Source organism: Rhodococcus sp. JS3073 (assembly GCF_026810085.1).
Taxonomy (GTDB): Bacteria; Actinomycetota; Actinomycetes; order Mycobacteriales; family Mycobacteriaceae; genus Rhodococcus_F; species Rhodococcus_F wratislaviensis.
In genome coordinates this window covers 6,842,942-6,868,850 of sequence record NZ_CP113951.1, presented here as the reverse complement: position 1 = coordinate 6,868,850, position 25,909 = coordinate 6,842,942, and the positions used below count along the sequence as shown (strand labels likewise).

The following is a 25,909-nucleotide window of genomic DNA, read 5'->3' as shown; positions in this document are numbered from 1 at the left end:
TGTCAGCTGGTCCGGACGCCGTCCGCCACGTCCAGTTCGAGAACCTGCAACCCCTCGGCCTCGGCCTGCGTTCGAAGATCCACGGGGAAAGGCTCCGTGGTCAATGCCAGGACGGTCGGTCCGGCTCCGGAGACGGTGGCGGCGATACCCGCCTTGCGGAGGACGGCGATCCATCGCGTCGTGAGCGGAAGCGCCGGAGCGCGCTGCGTCTGATGCAGTCGGTCCTCGGTGGCCGCCATCAGGAGGTCGGGACGCTCTGTGAGCGCCACCACAGCGAGGGCTCCGCGACTGACGTTGAAGGCCGCGTCCCGGTGGGGAACCGTCTCGGGCAACAGACCCCGTGTGTGGGCGGTCGACGAGCGCTCCCCCGGCACCAGCGCGACGACGCGGATCGCGGGATGGACCTTCAACGCGACGGCCGAGTAGATGTCGGTGGCCGCGGGAGCTCCGTCGGTCTGCTCGCCCGCGCAACTCCACGACACCACGGCGCCGCCGAGCACGCTCGCCGACGCGTTGTCGGGGTGCCCTTCGAATTCGGACGACAGCTGGACGAGCTGATCGAGCGACAGCCCGAGTTCGGGGTCGAGCTTGATCGCCAGACCGTTGGCGGCCGCCAGTCCCCCGACGACGGCGGAGGCCGACGAACCCAGGCCCCGCGAATGGGGTATCGCGTTGCGGCACACCACATCCAGGCCGTCCGCCCACACACCCGCCGATTCCAGTCCACGTTCGATGGCCCGGACCACGAGATGGGACGGACCCCACGGCACGTCGTCGGCACCCTCGCCCTCGACCCGGATCTTCAGCCCCGAACCCGTGGTGGTCACGGTGATCTCGTCGTACAGTCCGAGCGCGATGCCCAGCGTGTCGAAGCCGGGACCGAGGTTGGCGCTCGACGCAGGCACGCGGGCGGTCACGGTGAGGCCCGTGGGGAGGGTCTGTGTCATGGCAGCGGTGTGGTCCTGCGGCGTGGTGGGCGTGGGCGCCACCACTACGCCAGCTCGAGGGCCGACGCGACAGCGACAGGATCGACCGGGATCGGTTGAACCTCAGGCATACCCGCCAACGCCGTGTCGGGGTCCTTGAGACCGTTTCCGGTGACCGTGCAGACGACGGTCAGCCCCGAGTCCAGCCAGCCCTCCTTGCGGGCGGCGAGCAGACCGGCGACGCTCGCGGCCGAGGCGGGCTCGACGAACACCCCTTCGGTCCTGGCGATCAGCCGGTACGCCTCGAGGATCTCGTCGTCGGTCGCCGCCCGGAAGGCGCCGTGCGACTCTTCCTTGGCGTTGACCGCACCGTTCCAGGACGCGGGCGAGCCGATGCGGATCGCGGTGGCGATCGTCTCCGGGTCCTTCACCGGTGCGCCGTGGACGAGCGGTGCGGCGCCGGCGGCCTGGACGCCGAGCATACGGGGCTTCACGCTGGTGAGTCCGTCGGCGTAGTACTCGGAGTACCCGCGCCAGTACGCGGTGATGTTGCCTGCGTTGCCGACCGGGAGCGCGTGCACGTCGGGGGCCTTGCCCAGCGCGTCGCAGATCTCGAATGCCGCGGTCTTCTGGCCCTCGATGCGGACCGGGTTGACCGAGTTCACGAGCCCGATCGTCGGGAACTCCGCAGTGGTCTTGCGGGCCAGTTCGAGGCAGTCGTCGAAGTTGCCCTGCACCTGGATGATCCGCGCGCCGTGCATTACGGCCTGCGCGAGCTTGCCCATCGCGATCTTGCCCTGCGGAACCAGCACGGCGCAGGTCATCTTCGCCTTGGCGGCGTACGCGGCGGCGGAAGCGGACGTGTTGCCCGTGGATGCGCACAGGACGGCCTGCTGACCGCGGGCCAGCGCGTCGGTGACGGCCATCGTCATGCCGCGGTCCTTGAACGAACCGGTCGGATTGAGCCCCTCGACCTTCAGGTAGACGTCGCACCCGGTGAGCTCCGAGAGGTGCCCGGCGGGCAGCAGCGGGGTGCCGCCCTCGCGCAGGGTGACCGTCTTCCAGTTCGGTCCGATGGCGAGGCGGTCGCGGTAAGCCTCGATCAGCCCCGGCCAGGGGGTGTGAACGGGGTTACGGGTGCCGGTCATTGTTCGGTGCCTTCCAGTCGCAGCACGCTGGTCACAGCGGTGACGAATTCGAGTTTGCTCAGTGCCTCAACGGTTTCCGACAGAGCAGAATCCGTCGCGACGTGGGTGACGACGACGAGGCGGGCACCGTCGCCGGCGCCTTCCTGCCGCACGGTGGAGATGCTGACGCCGTGCTGCGAGAATTCGGCAGCCACTGCCGACAGGACCCCGGCCTTGTCCGTCACCTGCATGTTGACGTAGTAGCGCGTGGGGATGTCGCCGATCGGCGCGATCTTCAGTTTGGCGTACTTGGACTCGCGGGGTCCGCGGCCACCGTTCACCTTGTTGCGCGCGGCCATCACCAGGTCGCCCATCACGGCCGACGCGGTGGGGGCGCCGCCTGCGCCCTGCCCGTAGAACATCAGGCGTCCGGCGTTCTCCGCCTCGACGACGACGGCGTTGAACGCACCGTTGACCGAGGCCAGCGGATGTTCCAGCGGCACGAGCGCCGGGTAGACCCGCGCGGAGATCCGCTCCTTGCCCTCGGGGGTGGTGATCCGCTCGCAGATGGACAGCAGCTTGATCGTGCAGTCGAGTGCGCGGGCCGACGTCAGGTCGGCGGCGGTGATCTTGGAGATCCCCTCGCGGTACACGTCGGCGGCCGTGACCCGGGTGTGGAACGCGATCGACGCGAGGATGGCCGCCTTGGCCGCGGCGTCGTAGCCCTCCACGTCGGCGGTCGGATCGGCCTCGGCGTATCCCAGGCGTCCGGCCTCGGCGAGGGTCGCGGCGTAGTCCGCGCCGGTCTCGTCCATCGCCGACAGGATGAAGTTGGTGGTTCCGTTCACGATTCCGGCGACCTTGTTCACCCGGTCACCCGCGAGGGACTGGATGAGCGGGCGGATCACGGGGATCGCGCCGGCCACGGCGGCCTCGAAGTAGAGGTCGACGTTGTGCAGTTCCGCGGCCTCGGCCAGTTCACCGGTGTGATCGGCGAGCAGCGCCTTGTTGGCGGTGACGACGGACTTGCCGGAGTTGAGCGCCGAGAGGATCAGCTTGCGGGGCAGGTCCATGCCGCCGATCACCTCGACGACGAGGTCGACGTCGTCGCGGGCCACGAGTGACTCCGCGTCGGTGGTCTGCAACTCCTCGGGAATTCCGCGGTCCTTGCCGGGGCGGCGCACGGCCACTCCGCGCAGTTCCAGCGGGGCACCGACGCGAGCCTCGAGGTCTTCGCTGTGCTCCCGCAGGATGCGCACGACCTCGCTCCCGACGTTGCCGAGGCCGAGGACGGCCACACCGATAGCGCGATGCGCCGATTCGCTCGTCACTCCTGTACCTCCAAGCTCAGCAGGTCTTCCACGGTTTCCCTCCGGAGGATCACGCGCGACTGTCCGTCGCGCACCGCCACCACGGCAGGGCGGGCGAGCAGGTTGTACCTGCTCGACATCGAATAGCAGTATGCACCGGTGGCCGCGACGGCGAGCAAATCGCCGGCGTCGATGTCCTCGGGCATCCAGGTGTCGCGGATCACGACGTCGCCGGACTCGCAGTGCTTGCCGACGACGCGGGACACCACCGGCGCCGCGTCGCTGACCCGCGAGACCAGTTTGGCCTCGTACTCCGCCTGATACAGCGCGGTACGGATGTTGTCGCTCATTCCGCCGTCGACGCTGACGTACCGGCGGGTGAGGTTGCTGCCGACGGTGACGTCCTTGATGGTGCCGACCTCGTACAGCGTCACCGTGCCGGGTCCGGCGATCGCGCGTCCGGGTTCGACGGCCAGCGTCGGCTCCGGCAGACCGGCGAGCGCCGACTCGTTGCGCACGATGTCGCCGAGTTTGGCGGCGAGCTGGTCGACCGGCGGCGGGTCGTCGGTGGGGACGTAGGAGATTCCCATGCCGCCACCGAGGTCGACGATCGAGATCTGGGCGGTCTTCTCCACACCGAACTCCGCGACGACGTCCCGCAGGAGCCCGATCACGCGGTGCGCGGCCAACTCGAAGCCGTCGACGTCGAAGATCTGCGAGCCGATGTGGCTGTGGAGTCCCACCAGCCGCAGGTTGCCGGCGGCGAAGACCCGGCGGACCGCGTCGATCGCCTTTCCGCCCGCGAGCGAGAACCCGAACTTCTGGTCCTCGTGGGCCGTGGAGATGAACTCGTGGGTGTGCGCCTCGACTCCGACCGTCACGCGGATCAGAACGTCCTGCACCACACCGGCTTCGGCGGCAACCTTGTCGAGGCGGTCGATCTCCGTGGCAGAGTCGAGCACGATGTGCCCGACCCCGGCCGACACGGCGGCGTTCAGCTCGGCGACCGATTTGTTGTTGCCGTGCATGGCAATTCGCTCCGCCGGGAATCCGGCGTGCAGGGCGACCGCCAGTTCGCCGCCCGATGCGACGTCCAGGGACAGGCCCTCGTCGGCGACCCAGCGGGCGATCTCGCCGCACAGGAACGCCTTGGACGCGTAGTGCACCTTGGCGGTGGGCCCGAACGCACGAGCCATGTCGCGGCACCGGGACCGGAAATCGTCCTCGTCGACCACGAACAGTGGGGTGCCGTACTTCTCGGCCAGTTCGGTGACCGGGATGCCTGCCAGGCTCACGACTCCGTCCGCGCCGCGGTGGGCGTTGCGGGGCCACACCTCGGGAGAGAGTGCGGCGAACGCGCCCGCGTCGGCGGGACGTTCGGGCAGACCGGGTGCGTGCAGCTGTTCGGCGTGCTTGGGACCTGCGGGGTGCGCGTTCACATCTGCTCCGGTGCGCTGACGCCGAGCAGGGCGAGCCCGTTGGACAGGACCTGACGGGACGCGTCGCACAACGCCAGTCGCGCGATGTGCAGCGGGCCGACCTCCTCGTCGCCCTGGGGCAGGATCCGGCAGGCGCCGTAGAACCGGTGGTAGGCACCGGCCAGCTCCTCGAGATACCGCGCAATGCGGTGCGGCTCACGCAGATTCGCGGCACTGGTGACGACGCGCGGGTACTCGCCGAGGGTGCGGATGAGATCGCCCTCCTGCTCCGAGACGAGCAGCGAGAAGTCGGGCTCCGTGACGGCGATGCCGAGGTCGGCGGCGTTGCGGGCGATCGCCGACAGGCGGGCGTGCGCGTATTGCACGTAGTACACCGGGTTCTCGTTGCCGGTGCTCGTCCACAGTTCGAGGTCGATGTCGATGCTCGAATCCACCGACGACCGGATCATCGCGTACCGCGACGCGTCGACGCCGATCGCCTCGACCAGGTCGTCGAGGGTGATGACCGTACCGGCGCGCTTGCTCATCTTCACGGCCACACCGTCGCGAACCAGATTCACCATCTGGCCGATCAGCACCTCGACGGTGTCGGGGTCGTCGCCGAACGCGGCCGCGGCCGCCTTGAGCCGGCCGATGTACCCGTGGTGGTCGGCACCGAGCATGTAGATGCACAGGTCGAAGCCGCGGGAACGCTTGTCCTGGAAGTAAGCGATGTCACCGGCGATGTACGCCGCGTTGCCGTCGCTCTTGATGACGACGCGGTCCTTGTCGTCGCCGAAGTCGGTGCTCTTGAGCCACCAGGCGCCGTCTTCCTGGAAGAGGTTGCCGGAATCCTTGAGCGTCTCGACGGCCTTCTCCACCGCGCCGGACTCGAACAGCGAGTTCTCGTGGAAGTAGACGTCGAAATCCACGCCGAACTCGTGCAGGGTGCGCTTGATGTGGGCGAACATCAGGTCGACGCCGATGGCGCGGAAGACTTCCTGCTGCTCGCCCGCGGGCAGTTCCAGGACGTCGGGGCGCTGCTGCTGCACCTGGGCCGCGATGTCGGCGATGTAAGCGCCCGCGTAGCCGTCCTCGGGGGCGGGCTCGCCCTTGGCGGCCGCGATCAGCGAGCGGGAGAACCGGTCGATCTGGGCGCCGTGGTCGTTGAAGTAGTACTCGCGGGTGACCGCCGCGCCCTGGGTGGACAGGATCCGGCCCAGTGCGTCGCCCACAGCGGCCCAGCGCGTTCCACCGAGGTGGATGGGTCCGGTCGGGTTGGCGGAGACGAACTCGAGGTTGATCTTCTTGCCGTCGAGCGTGTGGCCGGACCCGAAGGCGGCACCCTCGTCGAGAATCTTCGCGACGATCGCGCCCTGCGCGTCGGCGGCGAGGCGGATGTTGAGGAAGCCCGGGCCCGCGATGTCGGCGCTGTCGATGCCCTCGGCCGCGGTCAGCGCCTCGGCGAGCCAGCCGGCCAGCTCACGCGGGTTGGTACCGACCTTCTTGGCCACCTGCATCGCGACGTTGGTGGCGTAATCGCCGTGCTCGGGATTGCGCGGACGCTCGACCGTGAGAGTTTCGGGAAGCACGGACACGTCGAGTCCGCGTTCGACGAGCACTTTCGCGGCGGTTCCGCGGAGCAGTTCGGCAAGGTCAGCTGGAGTCACAGGTATCTATCCTATGGCCAACGCGTCCCGAGCGGTGATCCGCCTTGCCGCGAGTGTCCCCGCGGGCCCGGCGACCGCCGGCGAGCGTGGCCGCGGCCACTCTCCCAGGTTGCGCTCAGGGTGGGAAAGTACAGTGGTATCGCCCTGAGTCCCGGCCCTCAGCTTCCGGTTTCCGGGGGTCGAGCGCCCGTAACCCACACACCGAAAGATCACAATCGATGCCAAGCGGTTCGGAAAGTCGCGGTCCCGATAAGAACTCGGGCGCGAAGTCGGCGAAGGCCATCAAGGCCGCCAAGAAGAAGAGCGGCGGCGCGAAAGTCAAGGGTGGCGCGTCCGCTCCGCGGAACATCCCCTGGCTGACGATCGGCGCCGGAGCTGTCGTTCTCGCACTCGTGGCGATCCTCGCGATCAACCTGGTCCCCAAGTACCAGGCCAAGGAAGAAGCCGCGAAGTACGCGCCGAGCGCCGAGAATCCCGACCCGTCGGTCAACATCGACGGCGTCGTCAAGGTCGACTACCCGGCCGGCATCCACATCCAGCCGACGCAGCGCGTCGCGTACGACCAGTCGCCCCCGTTCGGCGGCCCGCACGACGCCATCTGGGCGACGTGCACCGGCACGGTCTACCCGAACGCGATCCGCACCGAGAACGCCGTGCATTCGCTCGAGCACGGCGCCGTATGGATCTCCTACAACCCGGACGAGCTGTCCGCCGACCAGGTCGAGACGCTGAAGGACAAGGTGGACGGCGAGACGTACACGCTGCTGTCGCCGTACCCGGGCCTCGACAGCCCGGTCTCGCTGCAGTCGTGGGGCCACCAGCTGAAGCTGGACAGCGTCGACGACGAGCGCATCGACCAGTTCATCACCGCGCTGCGGATCAACAAGAACACCTACCCGGAGGTCGGCGCGAGCTGCTCGTCCATCCCGGGCTCCGGTTTCGACCCGGACAACCCGCCGCCGTTCGACCCGAGCGCGCCGGGCGCGGACGCGGTCCCGATGGACGGCGGCGGCATCAGCCCCGACCAGTCGGAATCCGGTGGCGCGGGAGCGCAGCTGCCCAGCGGCATGCAGCTCCCGAGCGACCTGCAGCTGCCGTCCGATCTGCAGCAGGCTCCGGCCGAGGGCAGCAATGGCTAGTTCTGCCGAACCCGGGTACGGACCCGAGACCGACTCCGCCGACGATCCGGCCCCGTCCCGACCCAGTCAGCGCACAGCGCTCCTGGTCATCGGGTTGATCGGCGCCATCGCCCTCGGATTCGCGCTCGGGTTCCTCGCCCGGCTTCCGCTCGAGGACTCCGGTGCCCCGGTTCCGGAGGCCGGTTCCGTCGATGTCGGATTCGCGCAGGACATGAGCGTGCATCACAGCCAGGCGGTGGAGATGTCGGCGATCGCGCTGGCGGGCGCCACCGACCCGGCGGTGCGCGGGCTCGCGTATGACATCCTCACCACACAGCAGAACCAGCTCGGGCAGATGCAGGGCTGGCTCGCCCTGTGGGATCAGCCGGCGCTGCCGTCCGGCGGCTACATGGGCTGGATGGAATCCGAGCACTCCGACGGTCACGACCACGGAACCGCCGACAGCGGGCACATGGGTTCGATGTCGAAGATGCCGGGCATGGCGTCGTCGGAGGACATGGCCGCGTTGCGTCAGGCCACCGGTCCGGCCGTCGACGTCCTGTACCTCCAGCTGATGCTGCGTCACCACCAGGGCGGACTCCCGATGATGGAGTATGCGGCTCAGCACGCGTCGGAAGACGCGGTGCGCTCTCTCGCGCAGACGATGGTGGACACGCAGCAGAGCGAGGCGACGGTGATGACGAACATGCTCACCGCGAAGGGCGCCGCTCCCCTCCCGATGAACTGACCTCCGGCTTCACGACCACGTCCAGTCGCGCACCTCGGGCATGTCCTCGAGGTGCGCGACGACGTATTCGCCGTGCCGTTCGAGTTGCCGGAGGCAGAAGTCGGCCAGTTCGACGGCACCGGCCGGTTCTCTCCGCGTACGTCGCAATGCCTCGAGGACCAGGTGATAGCGGCTCATCCTGTTCAACACGACCATGTCGAACGGTGTGGTCGTGGTGCCCTGTTCGCTGAAGCCGCGGACATGGAACCGGTCCGGGGCAGGGCGCCCGTGGATCAGCTCGTGGACGGCGCGCGAGTATCCGTGGAACGCGAACACCACGTCCGTGTCCGCGGTGAACAGGTCCAGGAACATCCGTGCGTCGAATCCGTGCGGGTGCTCGGTGGGTGTGAGCAACCCCATGAGGTCGACGATGTTGACCACCCGGGTGACCAGGTCCGGCGTGTGTTCGCGCAGCAACTGCGCCGCGGCGAGGATCTCCTGGGTCGGTACGTCCCCGGCGGCCGCGAGCACGACGTCCGGGTCGGCGCCCGCGGCGGTCTCCGTCCCCGCCCACTCCCACACCGAGGCCCCGGCGGCGCAGTGCGCGTGTGCGTCTTCGAGGGTCAGGTACTGCAGGTGCGGCTGCTTGTCGACGACGATGAGATTGACGTGGTCGGTGCTGCGGAGACAGTGGTCGGAGATGGACAGCAGGGTGTTCGAGTCGGGTGGCAGCCAGATCCGGACGACGTCCGGCGCCAGCGGGATGACGGCGTCGATCATGCCCGGCCCCTGATGACTGAAACCGTTGTGATCGTTGCGCCAGCAGGTGCTGGTCAGCAGGACGTTCAGCGACGCCACCGGCGCCCGCCACGGCAGGTCCACCGCATGCTGCAGCCACTTCGTGTGCTGGACGAGCATCGACACGCTCACCATCGCGAACGCCTCGTAGCTGGCGAACAGCCCGTGCCGCCCCGACAGCAGATACCCCTCGAGCCATCCCTCGCAGAGGTGCTCGCTGAGCACTTCCATCACCCGGCCGCGGGCCGACAGCCCGTCGTCGTAGTCGGTGACCGGCAGCTGCCAGCAGCGGTCGGTCACGTCGAACACGGCGCCCAACCGGTTGCTGGACGTTTCGTCCGGGCAGAACAGCCGGAAGTATCCACCGCCGTCGGGTGTGGTGGTGGCGGCGTACAGGTCGCGGAGCAGTTCCCCGAGCACCCGAGTGGTTTCGTGGTGGGTGGTGCCGGGTTTCTCGATGGTGAGCGCGTACTTCTCCAGCGGCGGCACGGGAAGATCCGCACGCAGGCGGCCGCCGTTCGCGTACGGCGACGAACCCATCCGCTTGTCACCCTGCGGCGCCAGTCGCTCGAGGTCCGGGACGAGTGCGCCGGCGGAGTCGAACAGTTCGCCCGGGCCGTACGACCGCATCCACTCCTCCAGCTGAAGCAGGTGCGCCTCGTTGGTCCGCACGCCCGACAGCGGAACCTGATGGGCCCGGTGGGTGCCCTCGACGAGCACGCCGTCGACGGTGCGCGGACCGGTCCAGCCCTTCGGGGTCCGCAGGACGATTGCCGGCCACTTCGCGGCGCCACGCCGGCCGGCCCGTGCCTCCCGCTGTAGGTCGGAGATCGCGGTGTGCGCGTCGGTGAGGGCTCGATGCAGCGCCGGGAAGACCTGCCGCGGGTCGTCGCCGGAGACGACGGTCGGCGCCCACCCCTGACCGCCGAGGAACGCCTCGACGTCTGCGTCGCTGCTGCGGCCGTAGACGGTCGGCCCGGCGATCTTCGCTCCGTTGACGTGCAGGATCGGCAGCACCGCTCCGTCGCGTTCCGGGTTGAGGAAGGCGGGGAGTTTCCACGAACCGGACAGGGGCCCCGTCTCGGCCTCACCGTCTCCGATCACGCACGCCACCAACAGATTCGGGTGATCGAACGCCGCCCCGGCGGCATGCGCGAGAGCGTAGCCGAGCTCGCCGCCCTCGTGGATGCTGCCCGGCGTCTGCACACTGACGTGACTCGGGATGCCACCCGGCGTCGAGAACTGCCGGCACAGCCGGTGGATACCCGCGGCATCGCGGGACACGCCCGGATACACCTCCGAGTACGTCCCCTCCAGGTACGTGGCGGCGACGAGCGCGGGACCACCGTGCCCGGGACCCGTCACATAGAGACAGTCGGTGTCGGTCCGGCGGATGAGACGGTTCAGCAGGGCGTAGATCATCGACAGACCCGGGCTGGTCCCCCAGTGCCCGAGCAGCCGGGGTTTGATGTGTTCGGGGCGCAGCGGCTCCCGCAGAAGCGTGTTGTCCTGCAGGTAGATCTGCGCGACCGTCAGGTAGTTGGCCGCCGCCCACCACCGCAGGTCCAGCTCGAGGTCGGAATCGGAATAGTGCCCGTCGGGGTCCTTCGACCCGACCTGCCGTCCATCGGTCATCCTCGACCCCTCCCCGAGAGTTCGCGAGCGTCCACGTCCTCCCGACACTAGGCGTGTTCGGGCCGCTACCGGGGCGAGTCCGCGAAGAAGGGGGACCGATTTGGTCGATCCCACTACCCATGCGCTACGATTGGCCAGCCCAATCGGCACACCGGTTTTCCGGTGCGCCCCCGTAGCTCAGGGGATAGAGCGTTCGCCTCCGGAGCGAAAGGTCGCAGGTTCGAATCCTGCCGGGGGCACCACGAGAAACTGCGTCGCCTGTCGCGGCGCAGCCTTTCTCTCTGGTGCTACCAGTCTTCCCCGAGTGATCTCCTCGGGCTTTGTCGAGAGCTGCAGCCGCGCCGGCAGATGCCGCGCCCATCGATCGAACGCTGGCCTCCTCCAATGCGGGTTCCGCGGCAACAACTCTCTGCCGAAGACTCTCTCCGGCAGTGTCGACCAAGGGACACCCCTGTGCAGCAACACCGCTCTCATCCACTCACCCTCGGCGTCGTCGCGCGTTCGAGTAAGACCGACGAACGCCGGCTCCCGATCCATCCGCTCCACTTCGACCGGATCGACCCCGATCTCCGTGGCCGCATCCATCTCGAGTACGGCTACGGCGAGCCGTTCGGTGTCTCGGACGAGCAGCTGGCCCTGTCGGTGGGCGGTCTGCGCACCCGGGAGCAGCTGATCGAGCAGTCCGACGTCCTGCTGCTGCCCAAACCTCTCGCGAAGGATCTGGCGGATCTGCGTGACGGCCAGATCCTGTGGGGGTGGCCGCACTGTGTCCAGGACACGGAGCTCACCCAGGTGGCCGTCGATCGCCACCTCACGTTGATCGCGTTCGAGGCCATGAACCACTGGAGCGTCGAGGGGTCGTTCCAGCTGCATGTCTTCCACAAGAACAACGAGCTCGCCGGATACAGCTCGGTGTTGCACGCCCTGTCGATCGCGGGTTCGACCGGCGACTACGGCCGCCGCCTCCGCGCCGTGGTCCTCGGTTTCGGTGCCACCGCCCGCGGCGCCGTGACCGCGCTGAACGCCCTGGGCATCCACGACGTCCACGTCGTCACGCAGCGCGGGGTCACCGCGGTGAGCTCGCCGATCCACTCCGCGGAGATCGTGCAGTTCGATCACGACGACGCCGATCCGCGCCGCAGCCACGTCACCACGGACGAGGGCCGGGTGCCGCTGGCCGGGTTCCTCGCCCGGCACGACATCATCGTCAACTGCGTCCTGCAGGACACGGAATCGCCGCTGACATTCCTGATCGACTCGGACGTCGAGACGCTCCTGCCCGGCAGCCTCGTCGTCGACGTGTCCTGCGACGAGGGAATGGGCTTCAGCTGGGCCCGGCCCACGTCGTTCTCCGATCCGACGTTCATGATCGGCGAGAACGTCCGCTACTACGCGGTCGATCACAGCCCGTCCTACCTGTGGAATTCGGCGACCTGGGAGATCAGCGAGGCCCTGCTCCCCCATCTGGGGACGGTCCTCGACGGACCCGCGGCCTGGGACCGCAGCGACACGATCCGGCGGGCCGTGGAGATCCGCGACGGAGTCGTGCAGAACCCCCGGATCCTGTCGTTCCAGCACCGCGCGGCGGACTACCCGCACCCGGTCGTCGCCTGATTGTCGGAACGAACGGGACGCTCGTTCGATCTGACGGAACGAGCGTCCCGTTCGTCCGGGACGGTGGCGGGTTCAGGCCGGGGTGCTGCGGCGCATTTCGCGTCGGAGGATCTTCCCGCTGGCCGTCTTGGGTAGTTCGTCGACGATCACGACCCGCCTCGGGGCCTTGTAGCTGGCCAGCCGCTCCCGGCAGTAGTCGACGAGGTCGTCCGTCTCGACCGTCTGCCCGGGCCGGAGGCTGACGAACGCGGCGACGGTCTCGCCGCGGTAGCTGTCCGGCTCGCCGACGACGGCGGCCTCCCGGACCGCCGGGTGCCGGTACAGCACGTCCTCGACCTCGCGGGGCCAGACCTTGAACCCGGACGCGTTGATCATGTCCTTCTTGCGATCGACGACGTACACCCAGCCCTGGGCGTCCATGAATCCCACGTCGCCGGTGAGCAACCTGCCGCCGGGCAGCGACTGCGCCGTGGCGTCCGGCTTGTTCCAGTAGGCGGGCACGACCATCGGCCCGTCGACGGCGATCTCCCCGACCTCGAGGGCGTCCAGGTCGTGCCCGTCCTCGCCGACGATCCGGATCACGGCGGAGGGAAGGGGCAGGCCGATCGCCAGCGTGCCCGACGACGGGTCGACCGGCGCCTCCAGGTTCGGCGGGACGACGACGCACGGCGCGCTGGTCTCGGTGAGCCCGTAGCCGTTGCGGATGTACTTTCCGGTCAGCTCCCGGAACCGTTCGACGATGGCGGGGGGCAGCGGGGCGCCACCGGACATCACGGCCTCCAGCGAGGCGAAGCGCTCACCGGAGAAGTCGGGGTGGGCCATCAGCGCCATGTAGGCGGTGGACGGGCCGACCATGAACACCGGCCGCTCCCGTTCGAGGGCGTCGAGCACGACCCCTGCGTCGAAGCGGTACGCGAGGATCAGCGGCGACGCCAGGTCGATCGCGGTGAGCAACTGGCACACCATGCCCGTGATGTGGAACAGCGGTGCGAGCGCGAAGATCGGCGAACCGGCGGGCTTGCTCTCGTACAGGCGCAGGATGGAACTGTTGACGGTGAGATTCCGGTGGGTGTTGGTCGCTCCCTTGGGGACTCCACTCGTTCCGGACGTGTAGGACACGAGCGCGACGTCGTCGGGGACCAGACCGGGATCGGGCACGTCGGCGCCCGCGCGCGCCCGGGCCACCTCGAGCAGGTCCGGCACGCCCTCGGCGCGCGCCCGGGTCACTCCCCCGAACACCCGTGCGTCGTCCGACGTCTGGATGTCGAGTTCACTCGCGGTCAGCGCGATCCGCACACCCGCGGCGGTTGCCCGCTCCGCGACCCGATCGGCCCATGCGTTCTCGCTGCACACGATCGCGGTGACTCCGGCGTCGGTGAGGATGTGGGAGAGCTCGCCCCGGTACATCGGGTTCAGCGGGACGACGACACCGCCCGCCTTCCACGTGCCGAGCAACGCCAGCACGAACTGCGGGATGTTCTGCAGGTAGATCGCGAGCCGGTCGCCCTTCGCGAACCCGTTCTCCGCGAGGTAGGCGGCCACACCGTCGCTGAGTTCGTCGACCTCGCGGTAGTCGAGGGTGCCGCCGAGGTAGCGGATGGCCGGCCCGTCCGGGGCGGATTCGACCGCGGCCGAGAACATGTCGAGCGCTGTCCGCGCGGGAATCTCCCCCACGGAACGCGTGCTCTCGTCGTACCGGTCCATCCAGGGCCTGTCGTCGTACCAGCTCATCGCCGCCGTACCGCCTCTCGCTCGTTCGGTGTCCCGACTGTCTGACGTGTTGTTCAGCGTGTTCCCGAGATCCCGCCGTCGACGGGAACGACGGTGCCGGTGAGGTAGGCCCCGGCACGCGAGGAGAGGAAGATGGCGGTGCCCGCGACATCTTCCGGTGTGCCGACCCGGCCGAGCGGCACCGATCCCTCGACCGCATCCTTGCGCTCCGGGTCGTCGAGGATGAATGCCATCATCTTGCTCGGAAACGGTCCGGGGGCAATGGCATTGACGGTGATCCGCTCGGCGGCCAGCGTCGCTGCGAGCTTGCGGGTGAGCATGTGGACCGCGGCCTTGCTCGCCCCGTACGAGAAGTTCTCGCTACCCGACACCACGAGTCCGTCGATCGATCCGATGTTGATCACCCGGGCGGGGTCATCGTCCGTCGCGGCGGCCCGCAGACTCGGCAGCAACGCCTGCGTGAGCATGAACACGCCCTTGACGTTGATGTCGAAGATCTTGTCGAAACCGGCTGCGGGGAAATCGTCGACCGGCGCACCCCACGTCGCTCCGGCGTTGTTCACCAGGACGTCCAGCCGGGGCGATACCTCGGCGACCCGCGCCACGAGGCTCTCGATCCCCTCGTCGGTGGACAGGTCGGCGGGGTGTGCGTGACACGTCCCCGGCCCGGCGGCGGACAGTTCGGCCGCGGCCTTCTCGCACGCCTCGGCCTTGCGGGCGGAGATGATCACGGTCGCCCCGGCCTCGACGAATCCCTGCGCGATCATCCGGCCGATTCCCCGCGAACCTCCGGTGACCACCACGGTCTTGCCCGCGACGTCGAACAGTGAACCCATGTCCATGTGCGTTCCCTTCAGGGTTGGAAGACGAGGCGGCCGACGGTGCTGCCGTCACCGAGCCGGCCGATGCCGTCGGCCACGTCCGCGAGCGAGAGCCGCTCGCTGATGAGCGGTTTGATCGCACCGGAGTCGGCGAGGCGGGTCAGCTCCTGGTGGCAGTCGGCGATCGCCTGCTGGTTGTACTGCTTGTACAGACCCCAGTGCAGTCCGATGATCGAGTAGTTCTTGATCAGGGCGTGATTGAGGCCGGGTGTCGGGATGGTGCCGCCTGCGAAGCCGATGATCAGGATCCGGCCTTCGAAAGCGATGCACTTGGTGGACTTCGCGTAGGCGTCGCCGCCGACCGGGTCGTAGACGACGTCTGCGCCGCGTCCGCCGGTGAATTCCTTGACCAGCGGAACGAAATCGTCGGTGTGCCGGTCGATCACCAGATCCGCCCCCAGCCGGCGGCAGTACTCGACCTTGTCGGCGCCTCCGACGACGCCGATCACCTTCGCTCCCGCGGCCTTGCCCAATTGCACTGCGGCGCTGCCTACTCCGCCCGCGGCGGCATGGACGAGCAGCGTCTCCCCCGGCTTCAGCTGGGTGCGCCGGTGCAGTGCGAACCAGCTCGTCTGGTAGCCGATGCTCAACGCCGACGCCTCGGCGTCGTCGAGCGTGGACGGGGCGGCGAACGTGTTGGCCTCGTCCATCACGGCCAGCTGGGCGAATCCGCCGCCGGGCAGGTTGGGGTTGCCGATCACCCGGTCGCCGACGGCGAAGCGGGTCACGCCGTCCCCGGCCGCCACCACTTCGCCGCACAGCTCGACTCCGGGTGTGAACGGCAGCGGCGGCTTGATCTGGTACTCGCCGCGGCACAGCAGCACGTCGGGGAAGTTCGCCGGTGCGGCGAGAACCTTCACCAGCACCTGGCCGGGGCCTGCCGTCGGGTCCGGGACCTCCTCGAGTTGCAGCGCGGTGCGCGGCTCGCCGAGTTCGTGGACACGCCATGCCTTCATGGATTGCTTCCTGACTGTGGGTGATGGAGCTCGGGTTACGCGGGCAGGTCGATCAGGTCGGCCAGGCGCGCACGGTGACGGTAGGCGGTGCCGAACGCGAGCTGATCGCTCTTTGCCCTCTTCAGATACAGGTGTGCGGGGTATTCCCACGTCATACCGATCCCGCCGTGCAATTGGACGCACTCCTCGGCGGCGTGGACGGCGACGTCGCTGCAGTACGCCTGCGCGACGGCAGCGGCGACCTCGGCGTCCGCGTCGCCCCGGGCTGCGGTGTCCGCGGCGTAGCGGGCGGCGGCGGCCGCGGAGGTGACCTCGAGCCACAGGTCGGCGAGGCGGTGCTTGATCGCCTGGAACGACCCGATGGCGCGGCCGAACTGGGTTCGCTCCTTGACGTACGCCAGGGTGGTCTCGAAGCACCACTGCGCGAGTCCGAGTTGCTCGGAGGCGAGCAGTGCGGCGCCGACGACGAGGGCCTCACGGACCGCCGCCGCGGCGTTGCCGTCGTCGATGCGGGTGGACGCGGCGGCGTCGAACACGACATCCGACAGCGGCCGGGTCATGTCGAGCGCGAGCACGGGCGTGACCGTGACGCCCGCGGTGCCGGCGGGCACCGTGTGCAGTTCGAGTCCACCGGGACCCTCCACGGGCACGATCAGGATGTCGGCCTCCGAGATGCCCGCGACACTGGTCACGGTGCCGGTCAGGGTGTCGCCCGCCCGGCGCACGGTCGGGGTGAACCGCCCCGGTGCGGTCGCGAGCCCGACCGTGAGTGCACCGGTGGTCGTCCCGTCGGCGAGTGCGCCGACCGTTCGTGTGTCTCCCGCCTTCAGCAGGGCGACCGTCGCGAGCACGGCGCTGGAAAGGTACGGGACGGGCGCGACGGCACGTCCGATCTCCTCCATGACCACTCCGGCCTCACGTGCGCCGGCGCCGGCGCCGCCCAGGTCCTCGGGGACGAGCAGGCCCGCCAGTCCGAGTTCGACGGCGAGGGATTTCCACACACCGGAGAAGTCGGCGGGTGCCCGGTCGTACGCCCCGACCACCAGTTCCGGTGGGCAGCGGTCCGCGAGGAGGCGGCGGACGGAGTCGCGCAGGGCGTCTTCCGTGTCGGAATACAGCAGATCTGCGGTGCTCATCGGGGCAGGTCCTTCCAGGCGATGTCCTTGTCGACGCGGTGCTCCGGCGGGAGGCCGAGGACGCGTTCTGCGATGACGTTGCGCAGGATCTCGGACGTGCCGCCCTCGATCGAGTTGCCTTTCGCGCGCAGGTACCGGTATCCGGGTTCACGGCCGGTGAAGTCGACCTTGTCGGGTCGGCGCATGGTCCAGTCGTCGTACCGCAGCCCGGCCTCGCCGTGGAGTTCGATGTCGAAACCCGAAATGGTCTGCGCGAGCCGGGCGAAGGCCAGCTTCAGGCCGGATCCCTCCGGGCCGGGTTGCCCGGCCTCGAGTTGCTGCCGCAGGCGTTCCCCGGTCAGCCGGGCGACCTCCGCTTCGACCCACAGCCGGAGCAGTTCGTCGTGCATCGCGGGGTCGCGGAGTTCGGGTTGCTCGCGCCAGGCCTGGGCGACCGGTCCGATCATGCCGCTCTCGCGGGCGGCGGCGGAACCGCCGATCGCGACGCGCTCGTTGTTGAGGGTCGCGGTGGCCACCCGCCAGCCCTGTCCCTCGTCACCGAGCCGATCGGCATCGGGAATATGGACGTCGGTGAGGAACACTTCGTTGAACTCGGCCTCACCGGTGATCTGCCGCAACGGCCGGACGTCGATACCGGGATCGCTCATGTCGCACAGGAAGTAGGTGAGCCCCGCGTGCTTGGGCACCGTCGGATCCGTCCGGGCCACGAGAATCGCCATCTGCGCGTTCTGCGCCCCCGACGTCCACACCTTCTGCCCGTTGACCGTCCAGCCGTCACCCTCACGGACGGCTCGCGTCGCGACCGCGGCCAGGTCGGAGCCCGCCCCCGGTTCGCTGAACAACTGGCAGTAGATGTGCTCGCTGGTAAAGATCGGCCGAAGGTACTTCTGCTGTTGTTCCTCGGTACCGAACGCGGCGATGGTCGGCGCGGCCATGCCCAATCCGATCCCGTTGCGGCCCTTCGCCGGACCGGGCGCTCCGGCGGCCGCGAGTTCGGCGTCGACCTGCGCCTGGAAGCTCTGCGGCAGACCGAGTCCGCCGCGACCCGGCGGGAAGTGGACCCACGCGAGGCCGGCGTCGAATCGGGCTCCGAGGAACCCGGCCGGATCCGACAGGTCGTTCCGTTCGACGAGGGTCGCGACGCGATCGCTGAGGTCGCGTGCGATCGCCTGTTCGTCAGTGGTCATGTTCCTCAGTCCTTCGGTCCGCCGGCCACGTAGATCACTTGCCCGGACACGAATCCGGCTCCCTCACTCGCCAGGAACGACGCCGTGTTGGCGATGTCCTCGGGCTGTCCGACGCGGTTCACCGGGATCTGCGACGCCGCCGCCTTCTTGAAGTCCTCGAAGCCGACACCCAACCGCTCGGCGGTGGCGGCGGTCATCTCGGTCTCGATGAAGCCGGGGGCGATCGCGTTCGCGGTGACACCGAACTTGCCCAGTTCGATGGCGAGTGTCTTGGTGAAGCCCTGCATACCGGCCTTGGCGGCCGAGTAGTTGACCTGCCCGCGGTTACCGAGCGCCGAGGTGCTGGACAGGTTCACGATGCGCCCGAACCCGGCGTCGACCATGTGCTGCTGCACGGCCCGCGACATCAGGAACGCACCGCGCAGGTGCACGTTCATGACCGCGTCCCAGTCGTCGACGGTCATCTTGAACAGCAGGTTGTCGCGGGTGATTCCGGCGTTGTTGATCAGGATCGTCGGGGCACCGAGTTCGTTCGCCACCCGTTCGACTGCCGCAGTCACCGACCCCTCGTCGGCGACGTTCGCGCCCACGGCGAGTCCCCGGCCCCCGGTGGACTCGATGGCGTCGACGGTTGCCGCGCAGGCGGACTCGTCGAGGTCGAGCACGGCCACCGCATACCCGTCGCTCGCCAGTTTCTTCGCCACCGCGGCACCGATGCCCCGTGCCGCGCCGGTGACGATTGCCGTTCTCTTCATGAAGTTCTCCATCGTCGTTCGATCAGATTCCGGCCCGGGCGGCGATGTCGCACGCCTTGGCCACGAGGTCGTCGATGCGCTCGACGGTCGGGGTGCCGGCCGCCGCCTTGTTCTGCGGTTCGTCCCGTGCACGGCGCATGACGCCCTCCGCGATGACCGCGACCTTCCACAAGCCGAGGACGTGCCAGAACGCCAGGGCTTGCGGGTCGCGCCCGGTTTCGTCGAGGTACACCCCGGCGATCTCCACCCGGTCCGGGAAACCGTCGAGGGTGGACGCCGGGAAGTCGCCGCCGGTGGTCTCGCCCGGCTCCGGCCAGTACGCGAGCAGGCTGCCGACGTCGGCGAGCGGGTCGCCGAGGGTGCACAACTCCCAGTCCAGGGCCGCGGTCACCTCCCCGGTCTCGTGGGACGTGATGACATTGCGCAGGTGGAAGTCGCCGTGCACCAGTGTCAGTTCCCGCTGCTCCGGGACCGAGGCGGCGAGCCGCCGTGTCAGGTCGTCGAGGGCGGGCAGCTCGCGGGTCTTCGATTTCTCCCATTGACCCGACCACCGTTTGAGCTGACGTTGCGCGTACGGCTTGTGGCTGGCCAGGTCGGTCAACCCGGTCCGGTCGAGGTCCACCGCGTGGATCTTCGCCAGCGTTCGCGGCAGCGACAGACCGATCGCCCGGCGACGTTCCGGGGTCAGGGACTCCGCGATCGACATGCGGTCGACGACCTGGCCGTCGACGAACTCCATCAGGAGCAGCGGTACCTCGGTCACCCCCGGGTCGTCGGTGAGCCCGAAGACCCGAGGGGTGGGCACCGCGGTGTCCTCGAGGGCGGAGAGGATCCGCGCCTCGCGGGCGACGTCGTGGGCCGACGCCAGCAGGTGTCCGAGGGGTGGGCGCCGGAGCACCCATCTGCCACCCGCCCGGTCCTGGACCAGGTAGGTGAGGTTCGACTGGCCGAGGCCGATCCGGTCGAAGGTCAACGGTCCGGCACTGTCGATGCCGAGCGTGCCGAACCAGCGGCCCACGGCCTCGGTGTCGATGCCGACGACGTCCACGCTAGACACCGAGCTGGGCCCCCTGCCGGAACGGGACGGCGTCGCCGAGCAGTTGACCGCCGTCGATCACCATGGTCTCGCCGGTGATCCAGCTCGCGGCGTCGGAGACGAGGAACGCGACCGCGGACGCGATGTCCCCGGGTTCGCCGATCCGCCCTATCGCCGTGGACGCCGACACGGCCTGCTCGTGTTCCTTCCAGAGCGCCTCGGCGAGCTTGGTCCGCACCACACCCGGGGCGACGGCGTTGACCCGCACCTTCGGTGAGAGTTCCAGTGCCAGTTGCTTGGTGACGTGGATCAGGGCGGCTTTGGACGCGTTGTACAGGCCGATGTTCGCCTCGAACGCCATGCCGCCGATGGAGGCGGTGTTGACCACGGCTCCGCCGTGCTCACCCATCCACGCCTTCGTGGCGAGTCCCGTCCACAGCACCGGCGCCCACAGGTTCACGTCGAAGGTCTTGGCGAATCGCGCGTGGTCCTGGTCGATGATCGGCCCGAACGAAGGGTTCGTTCCCGCATTGTTGACCAGGATGTCCAGGCTGCCGAAACGCTCGAGGGTGACGTCGACGCAGCGCCGGGCGGCCTCTTCGTCGACGGCGTGGGCGGCGACTCCGATCGCGGTGCCCCCGACCTGGGCCGCGGCGGCGTCGGCCGATTCCTGCGACCGTGAGGTGAGCACCACGTTGCCGCCGGCGGCCGCGATGGCGTGGGCGACGGCCAGGCCGATGCCCCGCGAGGCGCCGGTGACGATCGCGGTGCGTCCGGTGAGGTCGAGTCCGGCCATGTCAGCTCACCGCAACCTTGTGTCCGTTGGTGGAGGCGCTGACGGCGGTGTCGCGGTACTGCCGGAGTTCCTGCCGCGCGATGGCGCGCTTGTGGACCTCGTCGGGACCGTCCGCCAGGCGCAGCGTGCGCAGGTGCGCCCAGGCCATGGCGAGGGGGAAGTCGTCGGTGACACCGGCCCCACCGTGCACCTGAATCGCCCGATCCACAATCTTCAACGCAATATTCGGAGCCGCCACCTTGATCGCCGCGATCTCCGTCCGCGCCTCCTTGTTGCCCACCGTATCCATCAAGTACGCCGCCTTCAGCGTCAACAACCGGATCATCTCGATCTCGATCCGCGCCTCCGCAATCCAATCCTGAACATTCGCATTCTCACTGACCGGCTTGCCGAACGTCACCCGCGACGACGCCCGACGACACATCAACTCCAACGCCCGCTCCGCCATCCCGATCGCCCGCATGCAGTGATGAATCCGCCCCGGACCCAACCGCGCCTGCGAAATCGCGAAACCCTCCCCCTCACCCTTCAGCACATCCGCCACCGGCACCCGCACATCCGCGAAATCGATCTCCGCATGCCCCTCACGATCCTGATACCCGAACACCGGCAACCCCCGCATCACCGTCACCCCCGGCGCATCGATCGGCACCACCATCATCGACTGCTGCCGATGCGGCGCCGCCGACGGATCCGTCTTCCCCATCACGATCAACACCTTGCAATTACGATGCAACGCATTCGACGCGAACCACTTCCGGCCGTTGAGCACATACTCCTCACCGTCCCGCACCATCGACAACTCCACATTCGTCGCATCCGAACTCGCCACCGCCGGCTCCGTCATCGCGAACGCCGACGCCATCGTCCCCTCCAGCAACGGCCTCAGATACTTCTCCTTGTGCTCGGCCGTACCGAACAACTCGAGCACCTCCATGTTGCCCGTATCCGGCGCATTGCAATTACACGCCTCCGACGCAATATGACTGCGCCCCATGATCTCCGCCAACGGCGCATACTCGAGATTCGTCAACCCCGCACCCGTCCCCGGATGCGGATGGAACAAATTCCACAACCCCCGGCGCCGCGCCTCCGCCTTCAACTCCTCCAACACCGGCGGCTGGAAATGCGGATCACCCGACTCCCGCATCTGCTCCTCGTACACCGCCTCCGCCGGATACACATGCGAATCCATGAACTCCAGCAGATCGGTCTGCAACTGCTGGGCGCGATCCGAGATGTCAAACAGGGACATGGGAACTCCTGACGGGTAGTGAGGGAAACGTGGGTGTGCGCTTGTCGAGGTGACTCTGTACGCCCTCGACGAGATCGGCCCCGCGGAACGCCTGCAACATCAGGCCTTCCGCCCGGGCCACGGACTCGGCGTAGGTGCCGTCCGCGTCGTTCTGTATTTGGTCCTTGATGACGGCCATCGACGTCGGGGAGCAGTGCGTCGACAACTGCTCCGCATAGGCGACCGCGGCGTCGACGACCGAACCGTCCGGCGCGAGGTGGTCGACGAGTCCGATGCGCAGTGCCTCCTCGGCGTCCACCATGCGGCTCGACAGCAGCAGGTCGGTGGCCCGGCTGCGTCCCACGAGCCGGGGCAGCAGCCAGGAGATGCCGTATTCGGCGATCAGCCCGCGCTTGGCGAAGGCGGTCGTGAACCGGGCGGACGCGGAGGCGAACCGGACGTCGCAGTAGAGGGCCTCCACCATTCCGAGCCCGGCGGCGACCCCGTTGATCGCCCCGATCAGCGGCTTGTGCAGCGTCGCGGGAAGGTCGCGGGGGCGCGGCCGGAGGAGGTCCGCTTCGGAGACGTCACCGACGGCCTGCAGGCGTCCGAGGTCGGCGCCGGCGCAGAATCCGCGCCCGGCTCCGGTCACGACGATCGCGCGTACGCCGGGGTCGTCCTCGGCGTCGCTCAGCAGCGTGAAGTACCGGTCCTCGAGGTCGTCGGTCCAGGCGTTCAGCTTGTCCGGCCGGTTGAAAGTCAGCACCAGGACCGGTCCGCGCCGCTCGGCGAGGACCAGGTCCGCGTGCTCGGGTGTCACGCGTGCTCCAGCAGCGAACTCTGGTAGCGGCGCATCCCGCGCAGCCAGCGGTCGTAGTCGGACCCCTTCTGCCGGTACATGGCGAGGACGCTCTCGTGGGGCAGGATCAGGAACGTCTCCCGGTCCACGGCGTCGAGCACGATGTCGGCGACCTGCTCCGGCTGCAGCACGTCGCCTGCCGAGACGACGGCCCGGGTGGCAGCGACACCGAGTGGATCACCCGAGTTCTCGCCGGAGCGCATCAACTTCGTCTCGACTCCCATCGGACAGAGGCAGCTGACCCGGACTCCGTTGTCCCCGTAGGTGACCGACAGCCACTCGGAGAACGCGACGGCCGCATGCTTGGTGACCGCGTAGGTGGCCGAGCCGATCTGGGTGAGGAGCCCGGCCGCGGACGCGGTCGACACGAAGTATCCCTCGCCCCGCTCGACCCACTTCGGCACGAGTTGCCGGGCGGCGCGGACGTGGGCGCGGACGTTGACGTCGATCGCGAGATCCCAGCCGGCGTCGTCGGCGTCGAGACCGGGTGCTCCCGCGATGCCGGCGTTGGCGAAGTAGAGATCGACCGGGCCGAACTCGGTCTCGGCGCGGTCGATGATGCGCCGGATCTGGTCGGTGTCCGCGACATCGGCGCCTTCGGCGAGGGCAGTTCCGGGGTGGCGTGCGTTGATTCCGTCCGCAACCGCGGCGGCTGCGTTCGGGTCGAGATCGGCGACCAGCACCTTGGCACCCTGGTCGGCGAGACGGTGTGCGATCGCCCCGCCGATACCGCCTCCACCGCCGGTCACGATGGCGACCTTCTGTGCAACCTTCACGAGGTGTCCTCTCCTTCGCCGTGCGTTGTGACTCGCGTCTCTCTTTTGTATAGTTGAATCCGTCGTCAAGTTCAAGTGTTGGAGTTCGACGAACACCTCGAAGTTCGATGCGGCCAACGTGACACATCCAGGCCCTGCACCACCCGGAATTGAGGGAGACAGATGACCGACACCACCGCACTGCCCGTTCGCCCCGCGAGCTTCGACGAGCTCACGGCGTTGATCGGCAAGGAGCTGGGCCCCACCGACTGGCACGACGTCACCCAGGAACGCGTCAACGCCTTCGCCGATGCGACCGGCGACCACCAGTGGATCCATATCGATCCCGAGCGCGCCGCCGCCAGCCCACTCGGCGGCACCATCGCGCACGGGTTGTACAGCCTGTCCCTCGGACCGGCACTGTCGTCGACCCTGCTGCGGTTCGACGGGTTCGCCCACAGCCTGAACTACGGCTACAACAAGGTCCGTTTCCCCGCGCCGGTGCCGGTGGGTTCACGCATCCGGATGCGTGCCACCGTGCAGTCCGCGGAACAGGTCGGAGGCGGCATCCAGGTGACCATGAGCCAGGTCGTCGAGCGCGAGGGCTCCGACAAGCCGGTGGTCGTGTCCGAATCCGTCGCCCGCGTCGTCGAGGCCGGATAACCGCCCGTGCCGTCGAGGCCGAAAATCCTGTACCGCGTCGGAGGTTGACGACATGGCAAATGTGATCGATCCGGTGTCCCGCCACGCGGACGCCACTCCCGACAACATCGCATTGCGAGGCGCGGAGAGCACCCTGACCTACGGGCAGTTGCGCGACGCGAGCACCCGGTATGCGGGGGCACTCACCGAAGCGGGCCTGTCCCCCGGCGACAGAATCCTCCTGGCCGCACCCTCCGTGCCCGAGTTCGTGGTGGCGTATCTGGGAATTCAGGCGGCGGGGTGCGTCGTGGTCCCGGTGAACACGATGTCCACCCGGCCCGAGACCGAGTACGTCCTCGCCGACGCCGGCGCCGCGCTCGCCATCGTGTGGCACGAGCTCGGGCCGGCGATCGGCGACGCCGCGTCAAGGTTGGGCATCCCCGTCTGGGCGCTCGCACCCGACGCCGCGGCATCGGACGCCGAGCCGGTCCCCGTCGCCGCGCGGGACCGCGACGACACCGCCGCGATCCTCTACACGTCCGGCACCACCGGGCGGCCGAAGGGCGCGGAACTGACGGTCGGGAACCTACTGTCCGGCGGTGAGATCGGCGCCGAATGCAGTCGCGGTTCGAGTGACGACCGGACGGGCACCGGGCTTCCGCTGTTCCACGTCTTCGGTCAGGCCTCGGTCATGATGGCGACGTTCACGGGCGGTGGGTCGTTGTCGCTGCTGGCGAGGTTCGACCCGGCCGCGATGCTCGCACTCCTGCGACGCGACCGGCTCACGATCATGGCCGGCGTGCCGACGATGTGGAACGCGATGCTGCACGCCGCGGACGGCGCCGACTCGCAGGACTTCACGCAGCTCCGCATCGCCATCTCCGGAGGCGCATCGTTGCCGGGTGAAGTGGCCCGCGAGTTCGAGTCCCGCTTCGGGTGCACCATCCTCGAGGGATACGGGCTCACCGAGACCACCGCATTCGGCACGTTCAACGACATCGACCGCGGCGGCAAGATCGGCTACACCGGACGCGCGGTGCCACGGCTGGAGGTCCAGGTGCGGGACCACGACAACGTCGCCTGCCCTCCCGGCACCGTCGGCGAGGTGTTCGTGAAGGGGGCGACCGTGATGAAGGGCTACTGGAACCGACCGTCCGACACCGCGGCCGTCCTGGACCCGGACGGGTGGCTGCGTACCGGGGATCTGGGCGAGATCGACGCGGACGGGGACCTCCGCATCGTCGATCGGGTGAAGGACCTCATCATCCGCGGCGGCTACAACGTGTACCCGAGTGAAGTCGAGGAGGTGCTGTACACACACCCCGACATCCTCGAGGCCGCCGTCGTGGGTGTTCCCGACGATCACTACGGCGAGGAGGTGGCCGCTGTGGTGGCCACCGTCCCCGGTTCCGGTCTGGACGGCGGCGAGCTGACCAGCTGGGCGCGGGAACGACTGTCCGCATACAAGATTCCCCGGATCGTCGCGATCGTCGACTCCCTCCCGAAGGGGTCGACGGGAAAGATCCTCAAGCGGTCGATCGACCGGACGGCACTGAAGAACGACGCACTGACCGCAGAAGTACCCGAAAGGTGAACAC

At 68.7% G+C, this 25,909-nt stretch carries 22 protein-coding genes and 1 tRNA gene; 6 read left to right on the top strand and 17 right to left on the bottom strand.

Annotation, left to right across the window (positions count from 1 at the left end):
• Positions 1 to 2 precede the first annotated feature (2 nt).
• From thrB to argS, 5 genes are read right to left on the bottom strand one after another with little or no spacing between them, the layout of a single operon-like run.
• Entirely contained in the window at positions 3 to 947 is a 945-nt protein-coding gene (gene thrB, locus OYT95_RS31215; protein ID WP_037238901.1) for a homoserine kinase, read from the bottom strand.
• 44 nt (positions 948 to 991) lie between these two features.
• A complete protein-coding gene (gene thrC, locus OYT95_RS31210; RefSeq protein ID WP_037238866.1) occupies positions 992 to 2,074 on the bottom strand; it encodes a threonine synthase in 1,083 nt (360 codons plus the stop codon).
• Positions 2,071 to 3,384 carry a homoserine dehydrogenase gene (locus OYT95_RS31205; protein WP_005252944.1) on the bottom strand — a complete coding sequence of 438 codons (1,314 nt, stop codon included), beginning with the start codon at positions 3,382 to 3,384 and terminating at the stop codon, positions 2,071 to 2,073. The genes thrC and OYT95_RS31205 overlap by 4 nt, the downstream gene beginning before the upstream one ends.
• A complete protein-coding gene (lysA, locus tag OYT95_RS31200) occupies positions 3,381 to 4,802 on the bottom strand; it encodes a diaminopimelate decarboxylase (protein WP_268789990.1) in 1,422 nt (473 codons plus the stop codon). The genes OYT95_RS31205 and lysA overlap by 4 nt, the downstream gene beginning before the upstream one ends.
• Positions 4,799 to 6,451 carry an arginine--tRNA ligase gene (gene argS, locus OYT95_RS31195; protein WP_112298647.1) on the bottom strand — a complete coding sequence of 551 codons (1,653 nt, stop codon included), beginning with the start codon at positions 6,449 to 6,451 and terminating at the stop codon, positions 4,799 to 4,801. The genes lysA and argS overlap by 4 nt, the downstream gene beginning before the upstream one ends.
• Before the next feature lie 218 nt (positions 6,452 to 6,669).
• Here argS and OYT95_RS31190 point away from each other — a divergent pair, with 218 nt between their 5' ends.
• Together OYT95_RS31190 and OYT95_RS31185 are read left to right on the top strand one after the other, a co-directional pair.
• A complete protein-coding gene (locus OYT95_RS31190) occupies positions 6,670 to 7,590 on the top strand; it encodes a DUF3105 domain-containing protein (protein WP_268789989.1) in 921 nt (306 codons plus the stop codon).
• Positions 7,583 to 8,317: a DUF305 domain-containing protein gene (locus tag OYT95_RS31185; RefSeq protein ID WP_037238851.1), complete on the top strand. Its 735-nt coding sequence runs from the start codon at positions 7,583 to 7,585 to the stop codon at positions 8,315 to 8,317. Before OYT95_RS31190 ends, OYT95_RS31185 begins: the two co-directional genes overlap by 8 nt.
• 9 nt (positions 8,318 to 8,326) lie before the next feature.
• Here OYT95_RS31185 and OYT95_RS31180 read toward each other — a convergent pair whose 3' ends face one another.
• A complete protein-coding gene (locus tag OYT95_RS31180) occupies positions 8,327 to 10,729 on the bottom strand; it encodes a phosphoketolase family protein (protein ID WP_268789988.1) in 2,403 nt (800 codons plus the stop codon).
• Positions 10,730 to 10,895: 166 nt separating this feature from the next.
• On the opposite strand from OYT95_RS31180, the gene OYT95_RS31175 reads away from it, so the two are divergent.
• Together OYT95_RS31175 and OYT95_RS31170 are read left to right on the top strand one after the other, a co-directional pair.
• Positions 10,896 to 10,971, top strand: a tRNA-Arg gene (locus tag OYT95_RS31175).
• A gap of 211 nt (positions 10,972 to 11,182) precedes the next feature.
• Positions 11,183 to 12,343: a N(5)-(carboxyethyl)ornithine synthase gene (locus tag OYT95_RS31170; protein ID WP_268789987.1), complete on the top strand. Its 1,161-nt coding sequence runs from the start codon at positions 11,183 to 11,185 to the stop codon at positions 12,341 to 12,343.
• A gap of 72 nt (positions 12,344 to 12,415) precedes the next feature.
• Here OYT95_RS31170 and OYT95_RS31165 read toward each other — a convergent pair whose 3' ends face one another.
• Genes OYT95_RS31165 through OYT95_RS31115 form a run of 11 tightly spaced genes read right to left on the bottom strand, consistent with a single transcriptional unit; the run spans position 12,416 to position 23,690 of the window.
• On the bottom strand, positions 12,416 to 14,074 hold the full coding sequence (locus OYT95_RS31165; RefSeq protein ID WP_268789986.1) for an AMP-binding protein: 1,659 nt from the start codon (positions 14,072 to 14,074) through the stop codon (positions 12,416 to 12,418).
• 53 nt (positions 14,075 to 14,127) lie between these two features.
• Positions 14,128 to 14,916 carry a RhlG family 3-oxoacyl-ACP reductase gene (locus tag OYT95_RS31160; protein ID WP_037238844.1) on the bottom strand — a complete coding sequence of 263 codons (789 nt, stop codon included), beginning with the start codon at positions 14,914 to 14,916 and terminating at the stop codon, positions 14,128 to 14,130.
• Positions 14,917 to 14,927: 11 nt separating this feature from the next.
• On the bottom strand, positions 14,928 to 15,911 hold the full coding sequence (locus OYT95_RS31155; protein ID WP_037238842.1) for an NADPH:quinone oxidoreductase family protein: 984 nt from the start codon (positions 15,909 to 15,911) through the stop codon (positions 14,928 to 14,930).
• A gap of 35 nt (positions 15,912 to 15,946) precedes the next feature.
• The gene (locus tag OYT95_RS31150; protein WP_128641819.1) at positions 15,947 to 17,047 is read right to left on the bottom strand and encodes an acyl-CoA dehydrogenase family protein; all 1,101 of its coding nucleotides are present in this window, start codon (positions 17,045 to 17,047) and stop codon (positions 15,947 to 15,949) included.
• A complete protein-coding gene (locus OYT95_RS31145) occupies positions 17,044 to 18,234 on the bottom strand; it encodes an acyl-CoA dehydrogenase family protein (protein WP_128641818.1) in 1,191 nt (396 codons plus the stop codon). The genes OYT95_RS31150 and OYT95_RS31145 overlap by 4 nt, the downstream gene beginning before the upstream one ends.
• Positions 18,235 to 18,239: 5 nt before the next feature.
• Positions 18,240 to 19,001 (bottom strand): 3-oxoacyl-ACP reductase FabG, encoded by a 762-nt coding sequence (gene fabG, locus OYT95_RS31140; protein WP_268789985.1) that lies wholly within the window; start codon positions 18,999 to 19,001, stop codon positions 18,240 to 18,242.
• A gap of 10 nt (positions 19,002 to 19,011) precedes the next feature.
• Positions 19,012 to 20,046 carry a phosphotransferase family protein gene (locus OYT95_RS31135; protein ID WP_037238830.1) on the bottom strand — a complete coding sequence of 345 codons (1,035 nt, stop codon included), beginning with the start codon at positions 20,044 to 20,046 and terminating at the stop codon, positions 19,012 to 19,014.
• The gene (locus tag OYT95_RS31130) at positions 20,039 to 20,821 is read right to left on the bottom strand and encodes an SDR family oxidoreductase (protein ID WP_268789984.1); all 783 of its coding nucleotides are present in this window, start codon (positions 20,819 to 20,821) and stop codon (positions 20,039 to 20,041) included. The genes OYT95_RS31135 and OYT95_RS31130 overlap by 8 nt, the downstream gene beginning before the upstream one ends.
• 1 nt (position 20,822) lies before the next feature.
• Positions 20,823 to 22,076 carry an acyl-CoA dehydrogenase family protein gene (locus OYT95_RS31125; protein ID WP_037238824.1) on the bottom strand — a complete coding sequence of 418 codons (1,254 nt, stop codon included), beginning with the start codon at positions 22,074 to 22,076 and terminating at the stop codon, positions 20,823 to 20,825.
• On the bottom strand, positions 22,063 to 22,875 hold the full coding sequence (locus OYT95_RS31120) for an enoyl-CoA hydratase-related protein (protein ID WP_268789983.1): 813 nt from the start codon (positions 22,873 to 22,875) through the stop codon (positions 22,063 to 22,065). The genes OYT95_RS31125 and OYT95_RS31120 overlap by 14 nt, the downstream gene beginning before the upstream one ends.
• Positions 22,872 to 23,690, bottom strand: a complete 819-nt coding sequence (locus OYT95_RS31115; protein ID WP_268789982.1) for an SDR family oxidoreductase — start codon at positions 23,688 to 23,690, stop codon at positions 22,872 to 22,874. Before OYT95_RS31115 ends, OYT95_RS31120 begins: the two co-directional genes overlap by 4 nt.
• A gap of 162 nt (positions 23,691 to 23,852) precedes the next feature.
• Between OYT95_RS31115 and OYT95_RS31110 the strand changes: the two genes are divergently transcribed.
• On the top strand, positions 23,853 to 24,332 hold the full coding sequence (locus OYT95_RS31110; RefSeq protein ID WP_037238816.1) for a MaoC family dehydratase: 480 nt from the start codon (positions 23,853 to 23,855) through the stop codon (positions 24,330 to 24,332).
• Between the two features lie 52 nt (positions 24,333 to 24,384).
• Positions 24,385 to 25,905 (top strand): AMP-binding protein, encoded by a 1,521-nt coding sequence (locus OYT95_RS31105; RefSeq protein WP_268789981.1) that lies wholly within the window; start codon positions 24,385 to 24,387, stop codon positions 25,903 to 25,905.
• Positions 25,906 to 25,909: the final 4 nt, after the last annotated feature.